The sequence below is a fragment of the Streptomyces sp. NPDC001450 genome, assembly GCF_053597295.1.
In genome coordinates this window covers 178243-196578 of the sequence record NZ_JBSFHY010000003.1, presented here as the reverse complement: position 1 = coordinate 196578, position 18336 = coordinate 178243, and the positions used below count along the sequence as shown (strand labels likewise).

Here is an 18336-nt window from a genome sequence, read left to right as displayed (position 1 = left end):
GCTGACAGTGAACTACGGGTGGGGGGTATCGGGCAACGCGGCACTGAACACCGTTGTCATGTGCCCTGACCTGCGCAAACGAACCGCTGGTCAGGGCGGCGCCGACTCACTTGCCGTGGTGCAGCTGCCAGCCCTGCCAGGCCGACTCCACCATCTCGCGCACCCCGCGCCGGGCCCGCCAGCCCAGCGTCTCGGCGGCCCGCTCGGCCGAGGCGACCGCACGCGGCGCGTCCCCCGGGCGGCGCCCCTCCACCAGCGGCGCCCGCCGGTCGCCGGTGACCTCGCCGATGACCGTGATCAGCTCGCGCACCGAGACGCCCGCACCGCGGCCGATGTTCAGCGTCAGATCGCCGGCCAGGTCCCCGCCGGAGAGCCGCCGGGCCGCCGCGAGATGTGCCTCGGCGAGGTCGGTCACGTGAATGTAGTCACGGATGCACGTGCCGTCCGGCGTCGGGTAGTCGGCGCCGAAGATCCGTGGGGCCTCGTCGCGGGTGATCCGGTCGAAGACCATCGGCACGATGTTGAACACACCCGTGTCCGACAGTTCCGGCGCGGCCGCGCCCGCCACGTTGAAGTAGCGCAGGCACACCGTGGAGATCCCGTGCGCCCGGCCCGCGGCCCGCACCAGCCACTCCCCGGCCAGCTTGGTCTCGCCGTACGGGTTCACCGGCGCACACGGGGTGTCCTCGGTGATCAGGTCCACGCCGGGGTTGCCGTACACGGCCGCCGACGAGGAGAACAGCAGCCGGCCGACGCCGGCCTCGGCCATCGCGTCCAGGAGGGTGGCCAGGCCACCCACGTTCTCGCGGTAGTAGCGCGTGGGCTGGGCCACGGACTCGGCGACCTGTTTGCGCGCCGCGAGATGGACGACGCCCGTGACGCCATGCTCCGCGAAGACCCGCTTGAGCTGCTCCCCGTCCAGCGTCGAGCCCTCGACGAGCGGCACCTTTGCGGGCAGCCGTGAGGGCACGGCGGCCGACAGGTCGTCCAGCGCCACGACGCTCTCTCCGGCGCCCGCCATGGCCCGTGCCACATGCGCCCCGATGTATCCGGCTCCGCCGGTGATCAGCCACGTCATGGTCGCCCACCCTATGCCGACCCGTCCGCATGTCCCTGATGCCCGGGTCTGGGGCCACGGTTTGTGGGGCGGGCCCCGGATCACCGATGATGATCGCGGCAAAGGCCGGGGCAGCCGCTGTGGGCCGGACCGTGAACGGCCGGTGAACAAGGGATCGAGCCCATCGGATACCCTTCGCCGACATGCCGCCCGGGAGCCGCAGGCAGGGGCGCCCCACACCACGCAGAAGACCGGCGCCGCCGCGCCGGCACCCAGGGAGTGAGTTCGGTTGTCGACCGCCATCGTCACCGGTCAGCCGGTCCCCGGATCGTCGCTTGAGAACGATCTGCGGTCCCTCGGCTTCGACGTGCGCGCGGCAACCGACGCCTCCGAGGCGGAGAGCCTGCTCGCGGCGGTCCCGGCCGACCGGCGCGTGGCCCTGGTCGACGCCCGCTTCGTCGGCCACCTGCACGCCCTGCGCCTCGGCCTCACCGACCCGCGCTTCCCGCTCGCGGCCGTCCCCGGCGCCGTCACCGCCCAGCCCGCCGCGCGGCAGGCGCTGACCCGGGCCCTGGCCCGCGAGACCGCCGCCGGCGGCGGTACGGCCCATGGGGGTGCCCCCGCGCGAGCGAAGTCGAGCGTGGGGGACGTCGACCGCGTCGTCACCGCCCTCTCCGCCGACGGCAGCGCGATCCACCGCCCCGAGCTGGGCAGTCTCGTCGCCGCCGTGCCGGAGGACCCGCAGGCCCGCAACGAGGCCCGGCAGGCCGTCACCGCCGTCGACGACGAGGCCGTACGCCTGAAGTCGGCCGTGAAGTCCCGCGACGGCTTCTTCACCACGTTCCTCATCAGCCCGTACTCGCGCTACATCGCCCGCTGGTGCGCCCGCCGGGGCCTGACCCCCAACCAGGTCACCACCGCCTCGCTGCTCACCGCCCTGATAGCCGCCGGCTGCGCGGCGACCGGTACCCGGGCCGGCTTCGTCGCGGCCGGCGTGCTGCTGATCGCCTCGTTCGTCCTGGACTGCACCGACGGCCAGCTCGCCCGCTACGCCCTGAAGTACTCCACGCTCGGCGCCTGGCTCGACGCCACCTTCGACCGGGCCAAGGAGTACGCCTACTACGCGGGACTCGCCCTCGGTGCGGCCCACGGCGGCGACGACGTGTGGGCCCTCGCCCTCGGCGCGATGATCCTTCAGACCTGCCGGCACGTCGTGGACTTCTCCTTCAACGAGGCCAACCACGACGCCACCGCCAACACCAGCCCCACCGCCGCCCTCTCCGACAAGCTGGACAGCGTCGGCTGGACGGTCTGGCTGCGGCGGATGATCGTCCTGCCCATCGGCGAACGCTGGGCCATGATCGCCGTCCTCACCGCGGTCACCACCCCGCGCATCACCTTCTACGTGCTCCTCGTCGGGTGCGCCTTCGCCGCGACGTACACCACGGCCGGCCGCGTGCTGCGCTCGGTGACCCGCAAGGCGAAGCGCACGGACCGGGCCGCGCAGGCCCTCGCGGACCTCGCCGACAACGGACCGCTCGCCTCGTACGTGACGCGTGTCACGCGTGGCAACCTCGGTGGCCCGCTTCTGGTGGCCCTGGGCGGCACGGCCGTCCTCGCCGTCTCCCTCTTCTCCGGGGTGACCTGGGCGCCCGTCGCCGGTGCCGTGGTTTACGCCGTCGCCTCCGGCCGGGCGCTGTACCGCCCCCTCAAGGGCGCCCTGGACTGGCTGATCCCCCCGCTGTTCCGGGCCGCCGAGTACGGCACGGTGCTCGTCCTGGCGAGTAAAGCAGGGGTGAACGGGGCCCTCCCTGCGGCTTTCGGCCTGGTGGCCGCCGTCGCCTACCATCACTACGACACGGTGTACCGCATCCGCGGCAACGCCGGAGCGCCCCCGGCCTGGCTGGTACGTGCCATCGGGGGCCAGGAGGGGCGGACGGTGCTCGTCACCGTCCTCGCGGCGGTGCTCACCGCCTCGCAGTTCAAGGTCGCGCTCACGGTCCTCGCCGTGGTCGTCGCCCTGGTGGTGCTCGTCGAGAGCATCCGCTTCTGGGTGTCCGCTGGGGCGCCCGCCGTACACGATGAAGGAGAACCCGCATGATCGGCCTCGTGCTGGCGGCCGGCGCCGGACGGCGTCTTCGCCCCTACACCGACACCCTTCCCAAGGCGCTGGTGCCGGTGGGCCCCGCGGGCATAGAGGACTCGATCACGGTGCTCGACCTCACCCTCGGCAACTTCGCCGAGATCGGCCTGACCGAGGTCGCGATCATCGTCGGCTACCGCAAGGAGGCCGTGTACGAGCGCAAGGCGGCTCTGGAGGCGAAGTACGGCCTCAAGCTGACCCTCATCGACAACGACAAGGCCGAGGAGTGGAACAACGCCTACTCCCTGTGGTGCGGCCGTGATGCCCTCAAGGACGGTGTGATCCTCGCCAACGGCGACACCGTGCACCCGGTCTCCGTCGAGAAGACGCTGCTCGCCGCCCGCGGCGACGGCAAGAAGATCATCCTCGCGCTGGACACCGTGAAGTCCCTCGCCGACGAGGAGATGAAGGTCGTCGTCGACCCCGCCAAGGGCGTCCAGAAGATCACCAAGCTGATGGACCCCGCCGAGGCGACCGGTGAGTACATCGGCGTCACCCTGATCGAGGGCGACGCCGCTCCCGACCTGGCCGACGCGCTGAAGACGGTCTGGGAGACGGACCCGCAGCAGTTCTACGAGCACGGGTACCAGGAGCTGGTGAACCGCGGCTTCAAGATCGACGTCGCGCCGATCGGTGACGTCCAGTGGGTCGAGATCGACAACCACGACGACCTCGCCCGCGGACGGGAGATCGCGTGCCAGTACTGACGAGGCTCATTCCGTCGCCGGTCGTCGTGGACATCCGCCCGGGTGCCCTCGACGACCTGGCCGGAGTGCTCGCCGACGAGCGGATCTCGCAGTCGGGCCGGCTCGCCGTCGCCGTCAGCGGCGGCTCCGGTGCCAAGCTGCGCGAGCGTGTCGCCCCCTCGCTGCCCGGCGCCACCTGGTACGAGGTCGGCGGCGGCACCCTCGACGATGCGATCCGGCTGGCCGGCGCCATGAAGGCCGGCCACTTCGACGCGGTCGTGGGCCTCGGTGGCGGCAAGATCATCGACTGCGCCAAATTCGCCGCGGCGCGTGTCGGCCTGCCCCTGGTCGCCGTGCCGACGAACCTCGCGCACGACGGCCTGTGCTCGCCGGTGGCCACCCTCGACAACGACGCCGGGCGCGGCTCCTACGGTGTGCCGAACCCGATCGCCGTCGTCATCGACCTGGACGTGATCCGCGACGCACCGGCGCGCTTCGTGCGGGCCGGCATCGGCGACGCGATCTCCAACATCAACTCGATCGCGGACTGGGAGCTGTCCAACCGGGTCAACGGCGAGAAGATCGACGGTCTGGCCGCCGCCATGGCCCGCCAGGCCGGGGAGGCGGTGCTCCGGCACCCCGGCGGCATCGGGGACAACGACTTCCTCCAGGTGCTCGCCGAGGCGCTGGTCCTCACCGGCATCGCGATGTCGATCTCCGGCGACTCCCGGCCCGCCTCGGGCTCCTGTCACGAGATCAACCACGCCTTCGACCTGCTCTTCCCCAAGCGCGCCGCGAGCCACGGCGAGCAGTGCGGGCTCGGTGCCGCCTTCGCGATGTACCTGCGCGGAGCGCACGAGGAGTCGGCGTACATGGCCGAGGTGCTGCGCCGGCACGGGCTTCCGGTGCTGCCGGAGGAGATCGGCTTCACGCTGGACGAGTTCGTCCGCGCCGTGGAGTTCGCTCCGGAGACCAGGCCCGGCCGCTACACGATCCTCGAGCACCTCGACCTCAAGACGAACCAGATCAAGGACATCTACGCCGACTATGTCAAGGCCATCGGTAGCTGAACTCCGACCGGTCGTCCACCCCGCGGGGGTGAAGGACCGGCGCAGCGGTGAGCACTGGGCGGGACGCCTCTACATGCGCGAGGTGTCCCTGCGCGTCGACCGCTACCTGGTGAACACCAGGGTCACGCCCAACCAGCTCACGTACCTGATGACCGTCTGCGGTGTGCTCGCGGCCCCGGCCCTGCTCGTGCCGGGGATCGCGGGCGCCGTGCTCGGCGTGGTCGCCACCCAGCTGTACCTGCTGCTGGACTGCGTCGACGGCGAGATCGCCCGCTGGAAGAAGCAGTACTCGCTCGGCGGGGTCTACCTGGACCGCGTCGGCGCGTACCTCACGGACGCGGCCGTCCTGGTCGGCCTCGGCCTGCGCGCCGCCGACCTGTGGGGCACCGGCCGTATCGACTGGCTGTGGGCCTTCCTCGGCACCCTCGCCGCGCTCGGCGCGATCCTTATCAAGGCCGAGACCGACCTCGTCGGTGTCGCCCGGCACCAGGCCGGCATGGCGCCGGTCAAGGAGGCGGCGTCCGAGCCGCGCTCCTCCGGCATGGCGCTGGCCCGCCGGGCCGCCTCGGCGCTCAAGTTCCACCGGCTGATCCTCGGCATCGAGGCCTCGCTGCTGATCCTGGTCCTGGCGATCCTGGACCAGATCCACGGCGACCTGTTCTTCACCCGGCTCGGCACCGCGGTGCTCGCCGGCATCGCCGTGCTGCAGACCGTGCTGCACCTGGTGTCCATCCTCGCCTCCAGCAGGCTGAGGTGAGCGGCATGAAGGTCGGCGCGGTCATCATCACCATGGGCAACCGGCCCGAGGAGCTGCGTGCCCTGCTCGACTCGGTCGCCAAGCAGGACGGCGACCCGGTCGAGGTGGTCGTCGTCGGCAACGGCTCGCCCGTCCCGGACGTCCCCGAGGGCGTACGGACCATAGAACTGCCCGAGAACCTGGGCATCCCCGGCGGCCGCAACGTCGGCATAGAGGCCTTCGGCCCCGGTGGCCGCGACGTCGACGTACTGCTCTTCCTCGACGACGACGGCCTGCTCGCCCGCCACGACACCGCCGAACTGTGCCGGCAGGCGTTCGAGGCCGACCCGAAGCTCGGCATCGTCAGCTTCCGCATCGCCGACCCGGACACGGGCGAGACCCAGCGCCGGCACGTACCGCGGCTGCGCGCCTCCGACCCGATGCGCTCCTCCCGGGTCACCACCTTCCTCGGTGGCGCCAACGCGGTCCGCACCCAGGTCTTCGCCGAGGCCGGCGTGCTCCCGGACGAGTTCTTCTACGCCCACGAGGAGACCGACCTGGCCTGGCGGGCCCTCGACGCCGGCTGGATGATCGACTACCGGTCCGACATGGTGCTGTACCACCCGACGACCGCGCCCTCGCGGCACGCGGTGTACCACCGCATGGTCGCCCGCAACCGGGTCTGGCTGGCCCGGCGCAACCTCCCCGCGCTCCTGGTCCCCGTCTACCTCGGGGTCTGGCTGCTGCTCACCCTGCTGCGCCGCCCCTCGGGACCGGCCCTGAAGGCATGGTTCGGCGGCTTCAAGGAGGGCTGGACCTCCCCGTGCGGCCCCCGCCGCCCCATGCGGTGGCGCACGGTGTGGCGGCTCACACGACTGGGCCGGCCTCCCGTCATCTGACAAGCTCGACCGAGCGGGCCGCGTCCTGGGGCGCGGCCGAAGCCGGATCCGACGCAGCCGGACGGCGCAAGCACGAAGAACCACGCCGACCACAACGTTCACGACGAACCCCCACACAGATGCACTCGAAGACGAAAGCTTCCACCTGTGAGTGAGACAACGCACGACGGCGGTGTCGCGGTGACCGCGGCCCCGTCGCCCGACGAGGGACTGACGGCGGCCCAGCTCGCCGCCAAGTACGGGCTCGCCGTGAGCGGTGCCCGGCCCTCGCTCACCGAGTACGTCCGGCAGCTGTGGGGGCGGCGCCACTTCATCCTCGCCTTCTCCCAGGCGAAGCTGACCGCGCAGTACAGCCAGGCCAAGCTCGGCCAGCTGTGGCAGGTGGCGACCCCGCTGCTGAACGCGGCGGTCTACTACTTCATCTTCGGCGTCATCCTGCACGCGAGCCGGGGCATGTCCAAGGACGTGTACATCCCGTTCCTCGTCACGGGTGTGTTCGTCTTCACCTTCACGCAGAGCTCGATCATGTCGGGCGTCCGCGCGATCTCCGGCAACCTGGGCCTGGTGCGCGCCCTGCACTTCCCGCGGGCCTCGCTGCCCGTCTCCTTCTCGCTGCAGCAGCTCCAGCAGCTGCTCTTCTCGATGATCGTCATGTTCGTCGTGGCGATCGGCTTCGGCAGCTACCCGAGCCTGTCCTGGCTGCTGATCGTGCCGGTCCTGGTGCTGCAGTTCCTGTTCAACACCGGGCTCGCGCTGATCGTGGCGCGCATGGGCGCCAAGACGCCGGACCTCGCCCAGCTGATGCCGTTCATCCTGCGGACCTGGATGTACGCCTCCGGCGTCATGTTCTCCATCAGCAAGATGATGGAGGGCCGTCCCGAGTGGGTGGTCCGCCTGCTGCAGGTGAACCCGGCCGCCGTCTACATGGACCTGATGCGCTTCGCGCTGATCGACGGGTACGGCGCCTCGAACCTGCCGCCGCACGTGTGGGCCATCGCCCTGTTCTGGGCCGTGGTCGTCTTCGCCGGCGGGTTCGTGTACTTCTGGAAGGCGGAGGAGAGGTACGGCCGTGGCTGAGCGGAATCCCCATGACAACGCGGACAGCGCCGGGCGGCGCCCGACGGTCATCGCCGACGACCTGCACATCGTCTACCGGGTCAACGGCGCGAAGACGGGCAAGGGCAGTGCGACGGCCGCCCTCAGCCGCATACTCAAGCGCGGCGAGGAGCGAGGTGTGCGCAAGGTGCACGCCGTGCGGGGCGTCTCCTTCGTCGCCTACCGCGGCGAGGCCATCGGCCTGATCGGCTCCAACGGCTCGGGCAAGTCCACCCTGCTGCGTGCCATCGCCGGTCTGCTGCCGGCCGAGCAGGGCAAGGTCTACACCGACGGCCAGCCCTCGCTGCTGGGCGTCAACGCGGCGCTGATGAACGACCTCACCGGTGAGCGCAACGTGATCCTCGGCGGTCTCGCCATGGGCATGTCCCGTGAGCAGATCAAGGAGCGCTACGAGGACATCGTCGACTTCTCCGGGATCAACGAGAAGGGCGACTTCATCACGCTGCCGATGCGCACCTACTCCTCCGGCATGGCGGCCCGGCTGCGCTTCTCCATCGCCGCCGCCAAGGACCACGACGTCCTCATGATCGACGAGGCGCTGGCCACCGGTGACCGCAAGTTCCAGAAGCGCTCCGAGGAGCGCATCCGGGAACTGCGCAAGGAGGCCGGCACGGTGTTTCTGGTCAGTCACAACAACAAGTCCATTCGCGACACCTGCAATCGCGTCCTGTGGCTGGAGCGCGGCGAACTGCGCATGGACGGCCCGACCGAAGAGGTCCTCAAGGAGTACGAGAAGTTCACGGGCAAGTGACCCGTTGAGCCGTTTCGGCCAGGGCCCCGTCGGCAACCGTCCGGTGGGGCCCTGCGTCTGCAAAGGAAACGTCAACTCCCCGCGCCCTTAGGAATCTTGACGTCAATCGGTGTGTTGTTGTGATGTGCAGGACACCCCGACGGACCTTGCCGCGTTGTACAACGTAAGCTGTACGGGTGCCGGAAAGCGGCAAGTAGGGCCATAATGCGCGACACCCTCCCGGTGGCAGCCCCGCGGAGGGCCGGGCGGCGTGTCCGAAATAGTGTGTATTGGGTCGGCAGTGTAGAACGGGAGATGTGACGGCAATGGCTACGGAAACTCCCCAGCTCAACGCAGCATGTGCCGTCCCCGCCCAGGGCAGCGCGCGGTGACGGGAACCGACACGGCGCCGGAACTGGAGCGCGCCACGCTGGACAAGGCTGCGAGCGAGAACTTCCCCGTGGCCCCCTTTTTCCTGCCCCGTGCCTGGCGCGCCGACCTCATGGCCGTGTACGGCTTCGCCCGCCTCGTGGACGACATCGGCGACGGCGACCTGGCCCCCGGCGGAGCCGACGCGCGCGTCCTGGGCGTGCCGGCCGCAGAGGCCGAGGACCGCATGGTCCTCCTCGACGCCTTCGAGGCCGACCTGCGGCGTGTCTTCGACGGCACGCCCCGCCACCCCCTGCTCCGCCGCCTGCAGCCCACCGTCCGCCGCCGTGCCCTCACCCCCGAACCCTTCCTCGGCCTGATCGCCGCCAACCGCCAGGACCAACTGGTCGCCCGGTACGAGACCTACGACGACCTCCTCGCCTACTGCGGACTGTCCGCCAACCCCGTCGGCCGCCTCGTCCTCGCCGTCACCGGTACCTCGACCCCCGAGCGCATCCGCCTCTCCGACGCCATCTGCACCGCACTGCAGATCGTGGAACACCTCCAGGACGTGGCCGAGGACTTCGGCCGTGACCGGATCTATCTGCCCGCCGAGGACATGAAGCGCTTCCACGTCCAGGAAACGGATCTCGCCACGAAAACCACGGGCGCATCGTTGCGCGCTCTGGTTGCATACGAAGCGCAACGCGCCAGCGATCTGCTGAATGAAGGCGCCCCCCTGGTGGGTAGCGTCCACGGCAGGTTGAAGCTGTTGCTCGCGGGGTTCGTGGCAGGGGGAAGGGCGGCGATCCGGGCGATCGCCGCCGCCGAACACGACGTACTTCCCGGCCCGCCCAGACCCGGCAAGGTCCAGTTGCTGCGTGAGGTGGGCGTGACCCTGCGAGGAGAGGGGTGATCCGGACCGTGGAGTCTGTGCCACACGTGTCCGCACCGGTACTCGCCGCCTACAGCTACTGCGAGGCCGTCACCGGGCAGCAGGCCCGCAACTTCGCGTACGGCATCCGCTTGCTGCCGACGCCCAAGCGCCGCGCCATGTCCGCGTTGTACGCCTTCTCCCGGCGTGTCGACGACATCGGTGACGGTGACCTGCCCGGCGAGGTCAAGGTCGCGCGCCTCGAGGAAACCCGGGCGCTGCTCGACCGTGTCCGCGCGGGCCGGGTCGAGGAGGACGACACCGACCCGGTGGCCGTCGCCCTCACCCATGCCTCCCACGCCTTCCCGATCCCGCTGGGCGGGCTGGACGAGCTGATCGACGGCGTCCAGATGGACGTGCGCGGGGAGACCTACGAGACCTGGGACGACCTGAAGGTCTACTGCCGCTGCGTGGCCGGCGCCATCGGCCGCCTCTCGCTCGGCGTGTTCGGCACGGAACCGGGCGCGCGCGGCGCCGAGCGCGCGTCCGAGTACGCCGACACGCTCGGCCTCGCGCTGCAGCTCACCAACATCCTCAGAGACGTCCGCGAGGACGCCGAGGGCGGCCGTACCTATCTGCCCGCCGACGACCTCGCGAAATTCGGGTGCGCGGCCGGTTTCGACGGCCCGACCCCACCGGAGGGCTCCGACTTCGCGGGCCTCGTGCACTTCGAAGTGCGACGGGCCCGCGCCCTTTTCGCCGAGGGCTACCGGCTCCTCCCCATGCTCGACCGGCGCAGCGGCGCCTGCGTCGCCGCCATGGCCGGCATCTACCGCCGCCTGCTCGACCGCATCGAGCGCGACCCGGAGGCCGTGCTGCGCGGCCGCGTCTCACTGCCCGGACGCGAGAAGGCGTACGTCGCCGTACGCGGACTGTCGGGCCTCGACACCCGGCACGTGTCCCGGCGGACCGTCAGGAGGCGCGCCTGATGGGCTCTGCGGACCCAGTGCCCCGGCAGGCAACCCTCCGCTGCGGCGTGGCGTCCCTGACTGCGACGGCCGAGCGTGCACCGTTCATCCAGCACGCCCGGCACGCATGGAGGGACGCACGATGAGCGAGGGCGCACACCACTCGGAGGCGCACACCGACACCCCGGCACCGGCAGGGCGCAGTGCCGTCGTGGTCGGCGGCGGCCTCGCCGGGATCACCGCGGCGCTCGCGCTCGCCGACGCGGGCGTCCGGGTCACCCTGCTCGAAGGCAGGCCGAGACTGGGCGGCCTCGCCTTCTCCTTCCAGCGCGGCGACCTGACCGTCGACAACGGCCAGCACGTGTACCTGCGCTGCTGCACCGCCTACCGCTGGTTCCTCGACCGCATCGAGGGCGCGGCGCTTGCGCCACTGCAGGATCGTCTCGACGTGCCCGTACTCGACGTGAACCGGCCCGAGGGACGGCGTCTCGGCAGGCTGCGGCGCGACGCCCTGCCCGTACCCCTGCACCTGGGCCGGAGCCTGGCCACCTATCCGCACCTGTCGCTCGCCGAGCGTGCCGCGGTCGGGCGTGCCGCGCTCGCGCTCAGGGGGCTCGACCTCGCCGATCCGACCCTGGACACGCAGGACTTCGGCAGCTGGCTGGCCGCTCACGGCCAGTCGGCGCGTGCCGTCGAGGCCCTGTGGGACCTGGTCGGGGTCGCCACCCTCAACGCGGTCGCGGGCGACGCCTCGCTGGGGCTCGCCGCGATGGTGTTCAAGACCGGTCTGCTGTCCGACCCGGGCGCGGCCGACATCGGCTGGGCCCACGTCCCGCTGGGCGAACTGCACGACCGGCTGGCCCGCAAGGCGCTCGACTCCGCGGGCGTCCGTACCGAGGTCCGTACACGCGTCACCTCCGTCTCTATGAACGAAAACGGGACCTGGAGCGTTCAGGTTCCCGGCGAGACGCTCCGGGCCGACGCGGTCGTCCTCGCCGTACCCCAGCGCGAGACGCACGACCTGCTGCCGCCCGGCGCCCTCGACGCCCCCGAACAGTTGCTGAGGATCGGCACCGCGCCGATCCTCAACGTGCATGTCGTCTACGACCGCAAGGTGCTGGCCCGGCCCTTCTTCGCCGCCCTCGGCACTCCCGTGCAGTGGGTCTTCGACCGGACGGACGCGTCCGGGCTCGGCGCGGGGCAGTACCTGGCGTTGTCCCAGTCGGCCGCGCAGGACGAGATCGACGCGCCGGTCGCCGAGCTCCGCGAGCGCTACCTGCCCGCGCTGGAGCGCCTCATCCCGGGCACGCGCGGCGCGGTGGTGAAGGACTTCTTCGTGACCCGGGAGCGCACGGCGACGTTCGCTCCCACCCCCGGCGTCGGGCGGCTGCGGCCCGGCGCCCGTACCAAGTCCCCCGGCCTGTACCTGGCCGGAGCGTGGACCGCCACCGGGTGGCCCGCGACCATGGAAAGTGCGGTCCGCAGTGGAGTGAGTGCGGCCGACGCCGCGCTGAGCGCCCTGGGCCGGCCCCGCCCCCGCCGCCTCTTCGAGTTCGAGGAGGCGGCGTGACGCTCGATCAGCACGCGGCAGGCCCCCGCACCCCCGGTACCGCAACAAGAGGAGAGACTGTGCCCACTGTGCCCCCGGCCTCGACGCCCGCTCGGAGGACCGCGGTGGACGTGACCGCGCTTCTGGAGCGCGGCCGGACCCTGGCCACACCGGTCCTGCGTGCGGCCGTCGACCGCCTGGCGCCTCCGATGGACACCGTCGCCGCCTACCACTTCGGCTGGATCGACGCCGCCGGCAAGCCGGCCGACGGCGACGGCGGCAAAGCCGTGCGCCCCGCCCTGGCCGTCCTCTCCGCCGAGGTCACCGGCGCCGCACCCGAGGTGGGCATCCCCGGGGCCGTCGCCGTCGAACTCGTCCACAACTTCTCGCTGCTGCACGACGACCTGATGGACGGCGACGAGCAGCGCAGGCACCGCGACACGGTCTGGAAGGTGCACGGCCCCGCCCAGGCCATCCTGGTCGGCGACGCCCTGTTCGCCCTCGCCAACGAGATCCTGCTGGAACTCGGCACCGTCGAGGCCGGCCGCGCCACCCGCCGCCTGACCACCGCCACCCGCGCCCTGATCGACGGTCAGGCGCAGGACATCTCCTACGAGCACCGCGACCGCGTCAGCGTCGAGGAGTGCCTGGAGATGGAGGGCAACAAGACCGGCGCCCTGCTCGCCGCCTCCAGCTCCATCGGCGCGGTGCTCGGCGGCGCCGACGACCGCACCGCCGACGCCCTGGAGAAGTACGGCTACCACCTGGGCCTCGCCTTCCAGGCCGTCGACGACCTGCTCGGCATCTGGGGCGACCCGGAGTCCACCGGCAAGCAGACCTGGAGCGACCTGCGCCAGCGCAAGAAGTCCCTGCCGGTCGTGGCCGCGCTCGCCGCGGGCGGCTCCGCCTCCGAGCGGCTCGGTGAGATCCTCGCCGCCGACGCCAAGAGCAGCGACTTCGAGAACTTCTCCGAGGAGGAGTTCGCCGCCCGCGCGGCCCTCATCGAGGAGGCCGGCGGCCGCGAGTGGACGGCCGAGGAAGCACGCCGTCAGCACACCGTCGCCATCGAAGCCCTGGACGCCGTCGACATGCCCGACCAGGTGCGGGCCGCCTTCACGGCACTCGCCGACTTCGTCGTCGTACGAAAGAGATGATCATTATCGGTCGAATAGCCCTCGCGTAGTCGCCGGCCGGTGTCGAGGGACGACGGACACCGGCCGACGGCGGACCCACAGCAGCACGACTCGCACGACTGCACGAAGGGGAAGCCATGACAGCGACGACCGACGGAAGCACCGGGGCGACCATCCCGCCCCGCGCTCCCGCGGCCAGCGAAACCGACATCACCACCCCCGCGGCGGCCGGGGTACAAGAAGCCGCCGAACGCGCCGCACGGCGCGCCACCGACTTCCTGCTGGCACGGCAGGACGCCCAGGGCTGGTGGAAGGGCGACCTCGAGACGAACGTCACCATGGACGCCGAGGACCTGCTGCTCCGTCAGTTCCTGGGGATCCGCGACGAGGCGACGACCCAGGCCGCCGCCCTGTTCATCCGCGGCGAGCAACGCGAGGACGGCACCTGGGCCACCTTCTACGGCGGGCCCGGCGAACTGTCCACCACCGTCGAGGCGTACGTCGCCCTCCGCCTGGCCGGCGACGCGCCCGACGCCCCGCACATGGCGAAGGCCTCCGCGTGGATCCGCGAGCGAGGCGGCATCGCCGCCGCCCGGGTCTTCACCCGGATCTGGCTGGCCCTGTTCGGCTGGTGGAAGTGGGAGGACCTGCCCGAACTCCCGCCGGAGCTGATCTACTTCCCCAGCTGGATGCCGCTCAACATCTACGACTTCGGCTGCTGGGCCCGGCAGACCATCGTGCCGCTGACCATCGTCTCGGCCAAGCGTCCGGTCCGCCCGGCGCCCTTCCCGCTGGACGAGCTGCACACCGACCCGGCCCACCCCAACCCGGTCAAGCCCCTTGCTCCCGTGGCCACTTGGGACGGTGCCTTCCAGCGCCTGGACAAGGTGCTGCACCAACTGCGCAAGGTCGCCCCGCGCCGTCTGCGCAAGGCGGCGATGAACTCCGCCGCCCGCTGGATCATCGAGCGTCAGGAGAACGACGGCTGCTGGGGCGGCATCCAGCCGCCGGCCGTGTACTCGGTCATCGCCCTGCACCTGCTCGGCTACGACCTCCAGCACCCGGTGATGCGCGAGGGCCTCGCGTCGCTGGACCGTTTCGCCGTGTGGCGCGAGGACGGCGCCCGGATGATCGAGGCCTGCCAGTCCCCGGTGTGGGACACCTGCCTCGCCACCATCGCGCTGGTCGACGCCGGCCTGCCCGTCGACCACCCCCAACTGGTCAAGGCCGCCGACTGGATGCTCGGCGAGGAGATCGTCCGGCCCGGCGACTGGGCCGTGAAGCGGCCCGGACTGCCGCCCGGCGGCTGGGCGTTCGAGTTCCACAACGACAACTACCCGGACATCGACGACACCGCCGAGGTGGCCCTCGCGCTGCGCCGGGTCAGGCACCACGACCCCGACCGGGTGGACGGGGCGATCGGGCGCGCGGTGCGCTGGAACCTCGGGATGCAGTCGAAGAACGGCGCGTGGGGCGCCTTCGACGTCGACAACACCAGCCCGTTCCCGAACCGGCTGCCGTTCTGCGACTTCGGCGAGGTCATCGACCCGCCGTCCGCGGACGTCACCGCGCACGTGGTCGAGATGCTCGCCGCTGAGGGCCTCGCCCACGACCCGCGCACCCGCCGCGGCATCGAGTGGCTCCTCGCCGAGCAGGAGCCGGACGGCTCGTGGTTCGGGCGCTGGGGCGTCAACTACGTCTACGGCACCGGCTCGGTGGTGCCCGCCCTGACCGCGGCCGGCCTGCCCGGCTCCCACCCGGCGATCCGGCGGGCGGTGACCTGGCTGGAGAGCGTCCAGAACGACGACGGCGGCTGGGGCGAGGACCTGCGCTCCTACAAGTTCGTCAGGGAGTGGAGCGGCCGCGGCGCCTCCACCGCCTCGCAGACCGCGTGGGCGCTGATGGCGCTGCTCGCGGCGGGGGAGCAGGACTCCAAGGCCGTCGAGCGCGGCGTCCGCCGGCTGGCCGAGACCCAGCGGGAGGACGGCTCCTGGGACGAGCCGTACTTCACCGGCACCGGCTTCCCCTGGGACTTCTCCATCAACTATCACCTCTATCGGCAGGTCTTCCCGCTCACCGCGCTCGGCCGGTACCTGCACGGTGACCCGTTCGAGCGACAGCTGCTCGCCAAGGCCAGGAAGCCGCTCTCCGAGATCAAGAAGCCGCTGTCCGAGGTCAAGGGGAGCTGATGAGCGCCCAGCCCGCCACGGCCCCGCTGCTGATCGCCTGCGCGCTCGGCATCGAGCATCTCGCCCTGCGCACCGGCGACCGGGGCGGTGCCGGCGGGCCGTTCACCGTCGTCCGTACGGGCATGGGCCCCAAGGCGGCGGAACGCTCCGTCACCCGGCTCCTCGCGGACCCGGCGCTGGCCGACGCGGCCGTCCTGGCCACCGGCTTCTGCGCCGGGCTCGCACCCGGGATGCACCCCGGCGACCTGGTCGTCGCCGAGGAGACCCGGGACCCGCAGGGGACCGTCCCGTGCGTGGGAACCGACCTGCTCGTCAAGGGACTCGTGCGCATCCTGCCCGGGCGAACCGTCCACACCGGGCCCGTCACCGGCTCCGACCACGTCGTCCGCGGCCATGAGCGGTCCGACCTGCGCGCGACGGGCGCGATCGCGGTCGACATGGAGTCCGCGGCCACGCTCCTGAGCGCCGTCCGCGCGGGCGAGCGCCCGGTTGCGGCCGTACGGGTGGTCGTGGACGCTCCAGAACATGAACTCGTCCGGATCGGCACGGTGCGCGGTGGAATATCAGCCTTCCGTGTTCTTCGTACCGTCCTTCCTGCTTTTTTCGAATGGCACCGTTCTTTGTTGCTCCCCCGGAGGTGAGCCAGATGGCCATGCCGCTGCGTCAGTCCATCAAGGTCGCTACTTACCTGGCTGAACAGAAGATCCGCAGGCGGGACAAGTTTCCGCTCATCGTCGAGCTGGAACCGCTGTTCGCCTGCAACCTCAAGTGCGAGGGCTGCGGCAAGATCCAGCACCCGGCGGGTGTGCTCAAGCAGCGCATGCCGGTGGCCCAGGCCGTGGGCGCGGTGCTGGAGTCCGGTGCGCCGATGGTGTCCATCGCCGGTGGCGAGCCGCTGATGCATCCTCAGATCGATGAGATCGTGCGCCAGTTGGTGGCCCGTCGGAAGTACGTCTTCCTGTGCACCAACGCCATGTTGCTGCGCAAGAAGATGGACAAGTTCACGCCCTCGCCCTACTTCGCCTTCGCGGTGCACATCGACGGACTGCGCGAGCGGCACGACGAGTCCGTTGCGAAGGAGGGCGTGTTCGACGAGGCGGTGGAGGCCATCAAGGAGGCCAAGCGGCGCGGCTTCCGGGTGACCACCAACTCGACCTTCTTCAACACCGACACCCCGCAGACCATCATCGAGGTGCTCAACTTCCTCAATGACGATCTGCAGGTGGACGAGATGATGATCTCGCCCGCGTACGCCTATGAGAAGGCGCCCGACCAGGAGCACTTCCTCGGCGTCGAGCAGACCCGCGAGCTGTTCAAGAAGGCCTTCGCGGGCGGCAACCGCAGGCGCTGGCGGCTCAACCACTCCCCGCTCTTCCTGGACTTCCTGGAGGGCAAGGTCGACTTCCCGTGCACCGCGTGGGCGATCCCGAACTACTCGCTCTTCGGCTGGCAGCGCCCCTGCTACCTGATGAGCGACGGGTACGTGCCGACCTACCGCGAACTCGTGGAGAAGACCGACTGGGACAAGTACGGCCGCGGCAAGGACCCGCGCTGCGCCAACTGCATGGCGCACTGCGGCTACGAGCCCACCGCCGTCCTCGCCACCATGGGCTCCCTGAAGGAGTCGCTGCGGGCCATGCGCGAGACCGTCACCGGAAACCGGGAGTGACGCCATGACCGCCGTCCCCTTGGGCGTTCCCGAGGTACCGGCCCGGCCGGTCGCACCACGGCGCGTGTCGCGGCAGATCCACGTCGGTCCGGTGGCGGTCGGGGGCGGAGCCCCGGTGTCGGTGCAGTCGATGACGACGACCCGTACGTCGGACATCGGCGCCACCCTGCAGCAGATAGCCGAACTCACCGCCTCCGGCTGCCAGATCGTCCGCGTCGCCTGCCCCACGCAGGACGACGCGGACGCTCTCGCGACCATCGCCCGCAAGTCGCAGATCCCGGTGATCGCGGACATCCACTTCCAGCCGAAGTACGTGTTCGCGGCGATCGAGGCGGGCTGCGCGGCGGTCCGCGTGAACCCCGGCAACATCAAGAAGTTCGACGACCAGGTGAAGGAGATCGCGCGGGCCGCGAAGGACCACGGCACCCCGATCCGGATCGGGGTCAACGCGGGCTCGCTGGACCGGCGGCTGCTGCAGAAGTACGGGAAGGCGACCCCGGAGGCGCTGGCCGAGAGCGCGCTGTGGGAGGCGTCGCTCTTCGAGGAGCACGGCTTCAGGGACATCAAGATCTCGGTCAAGCACAACGACCCGGTCGTGATGATCGAGGCCTACCGGCTGCTCGCCGAGAGCTGCGACCACCCGCTGCACCTGGGGGTCACCGAGGCCGGTCCGGCCTTCCAGGGCACGATCAAGTCGGCGGTGGCCTTCGGGGCGCTGCTGTCGCGGGGGATCGGCGACACCGTCCGGGTCTCGCTGAGCGCCCCGCCCGCCGAGGAGGTCAAGGTCGGCATCCAGATCCTGGAATCCCTGGGGCTGCGGCAGCGGCGCCTGGAGATCGTCTCCTGTCCGTCCTGCGGGCGGGCCCAGGTCGACGTGTACAAGCTGGCCGACGAGGTCACGGCGGGGCTGGACGGCATGGAAGTGCCCCTGCGGGTCGCGGTGATGGGCTGTGTCGTCAACGGCCCCGGCGAGGCCCGCGAGGCAGACCTCGGGGTTGCCTCGGGCAACGGCAAGGGCCAGATCTTCGTCAGGGGCGAGGTCGTCAAGACCGTCCCCGAGTCCAGGATCGTGGAGAGCCTCATCGAGGAGGCCATGAAGCTCGCGGAACAGATGAAGTGAGTTGGGGTTGAAGCACGGCACGGACCGA

At 71.0% G+C, this 18336-nt stretch carries 17 protein-coding genes; 16 read left to right on the top strand and 1 reads right to left on the bottom strand.

Going from position 1 to position 18336, the window contains the following annotated elements; genetic code table 11:
• Positions 1-106 precede the first annotated feature (106 nt).
• The gene (gene galE / locus ACWC5O_RS04395) at positions 107-1078 is read right to left on the bottom strand and encodes a UDP-glucose 4-epimerase GalE (protein ID WP_450584917.1); all 972 of its coding nucleotides are present in this window, start codon (positions 1076-1078) and stop codon (positions 107-109) included.
• A 268-nt stretch (positions 1079-1346) separates the two neighbouring features.
• Between galE and ACWC5O_RS04390 the strand changes: the two genes are divergently transcribed.
• The 16 genes from ACWC5O_RS04390 (at position 1347) to ispG (ending at position 18308) form a co-directional block, all read left to right on the top strand.
• Positions 1347-3158 carry a DUF5941 domain-containing protein gene (locus tag ACWC5O_RS04390; RefSeq protein ID WP_450584916.1) on the top strand — a complete coding sequence of 604 codons (1812 nt, stop codon included), beginning with the start codon at positions 1347-1349 and terminating at the stop codon, positions 3156-3158.
• A complete protein-coding gene (locus ACWC5O_RS04385) occupies positions 3155-3907 on the top strand; it encodes a phosphocholine cytidylyltransferase family protein (RefSeq protein ID WP_450584914.1) in 753 nt (250 codons plus the stop codon). Before ACWC5O_RS04390 ends, ACWC5O_RS04385 begins: the two co-directional genes overlap by 4 nt.
• Positions 3895-4956: an iron-containing alcohol dehydrogenase family protein gene (locus ACWC5O_RS04380; RefSeq protein WP_450584912.1), complete on the top strand. Its 1062-nt coding sequence runs from the start codon at positions 3895-3897 to the stop codon at positions 4954-4956. The genes ACWC5O_RS04385 and ACWC5O_RS04380 overlap by 13 nt, the downstream gene beginning before the upstream one ends.
• A complete protein-coding gene (locus ACWC5O_RS04375) occupies positions 4934-5713 on the top strand; it encodes a CDP-alcohol phosphatidyltransferase family protein (RefSeq protein ID WP_386577800.1) in 780 nt (259 codons plus the stop codon). Before ACWC5O_RS04380 ends, ACWC5O_RS04375 begins: the two co-directional genes overlap by 23 nt.
• Before the next feature lie 5 nt (positions 5714-5718).
• Complete coding sequence (locus tag ACWC5O_RS04370; RefSeq protein WP_450584910.1) at positions 5719-6591, top strand: glycosyltransferase family 2 protein; 873 nt, start codon at positions 5719-5721, stop codon at positions 6589-6591.
• Positions 6592-6738: 147 nt separating this feature from the next.
• Positions 6739-7668, top strand: coding sequence for an ABC transporter permease (locus ACWC5O_RS04365; protein WP_450584908.1), 930 nt, complete (start codon positions 6739-6741; stop codon positions 7666-7668).
• Positions 7661-8458, top strand: a complete 798-nt coding sequence (locus tag ACWC5O_RS04360) for an ABC transporter ATP-binding protein (protein WP_450584907.1) — start codon at positions 7661-7663, stop codon at positions 8456-8458. Before ACWC5O_RS04365 ends, ACWC5O_RS04360 begins: the two co-directional genes overlap by 8 nt.
• Before the next feature lie 337 nt (positions 8459-8795).
• A complete protein-coding gene (hpnC, locus tag ACWC5O_RS04355; protein WP_450584905.1) occupies positions 8796-9722 on the top strand; it encodes a squalene synthase HpnC in 927 nt (308 codons plus the stop codon).
• The gene (hpnD, locus tag ACWC5O_RS04350) at positions 9719-10669 is read left to right on the top strand and encodes a presqualene diphosphate synthase HpnD (RefSeq protein ID WP_450584904.1); all 951 of its coding nucleotides are present in this window, start codon (positions 9719-9721) and stop codon (positions 10667-10669) included. Before hpnC ends, hpnD begins: the two co-directional genes overlap by 4 nt.
• Complete coding sequence (locus tag ACWC5O_RS04345; protein ID WP_450584902.1) at positions 10669-10794, top strand: DUF6380 family protein; 126 nt, start codon at positions 10669-10671, stop codon at positions 10792-10794. Before hpnD ends, ACWC5O_RS04345 begins: the two co-directional genes overlap by 1 nt.
• Positions 10791-12218 (top strand): hydroxysqualene dehydroxylase HpnE, encoded by a 1428-nt coding sequence (gene hpnE / locus ACWC5O_RS04340; RefSeq protein WP_450584900.1) that lies wholly within the window; start codon positions 10791-10793, stop codon positions 12216-12218. The genes ACWC5O_RS04345 and hpnE overlap by 4 nt, the downstream gene beginning before the upstream one ends.
• A 68-nt stretch (positions 12219-12286) precedes the next feature.
• Complete coding sequence (locus ACWC5O_RS04335; RefSeq protein ID WP_450585085.1) at positions 12287-13351, top strand: polyprenyl synthetase family protein; 1065 nt, start codon at positions 12287-12289, stop codon at positions 13349-13351.
• Between the two features lie 116 nt (positions 13352-13467).
• Positions 13468-15519: a squalene--hopene cyclase gene (gene shc, locus ACWC5O_RS04330; protein ID WP_450584898.1), complete on the top strand. Its 2052-nt coding sequence runs from the start codon at positions 13468-13470 to the stop codon at positions 15517-15519.
• Positions 15519-16160 carry a phosphorylase family protein gene (locus tag ACWC5O_RS04325; RefSeq protein ID WP_450584897.1) on the top strand — a complete coding sequence of 214 codons (642 nt, stop codon included), beginning with the start codon at positions 15519-15521 and terminating at the stop codon, positions 16158-16160. Before shc ends, ACWC5O_RS04325 begins: the two co-directional genes overlap by 1 nt.
• Before the next feature lie 5 nt (positions 16161-16165).
• The gene (hpnH, locus tag ACWC5O_RS04320) at positions 16166-17188 is read left to right on the top strand and encodes an adenosyl-hopene transferase HpnH (protein WP_450584895.1); all 1023 of its coding nucleotides are present in this window, start codon (positions 16166-16168) and stop codon (positions 17186-17188) included.
• 4 nt (positions 17189-17192) lie between these two features.
• Positions 17193-18308, top strand: coding sequence for a flavodoxin-dependent (E)-4-hydroxy-3-methylbut-2-enyl-diphosphate synthase (gene ispG / locus ACWC5O_RS04315; protein ID WP_450584894.1), 1116 nt, complete (start codon positions 17193-17195; stop codon positions 18306-18308).
• Positions 18309-18336: the final 28 nt, after the last annotated feature.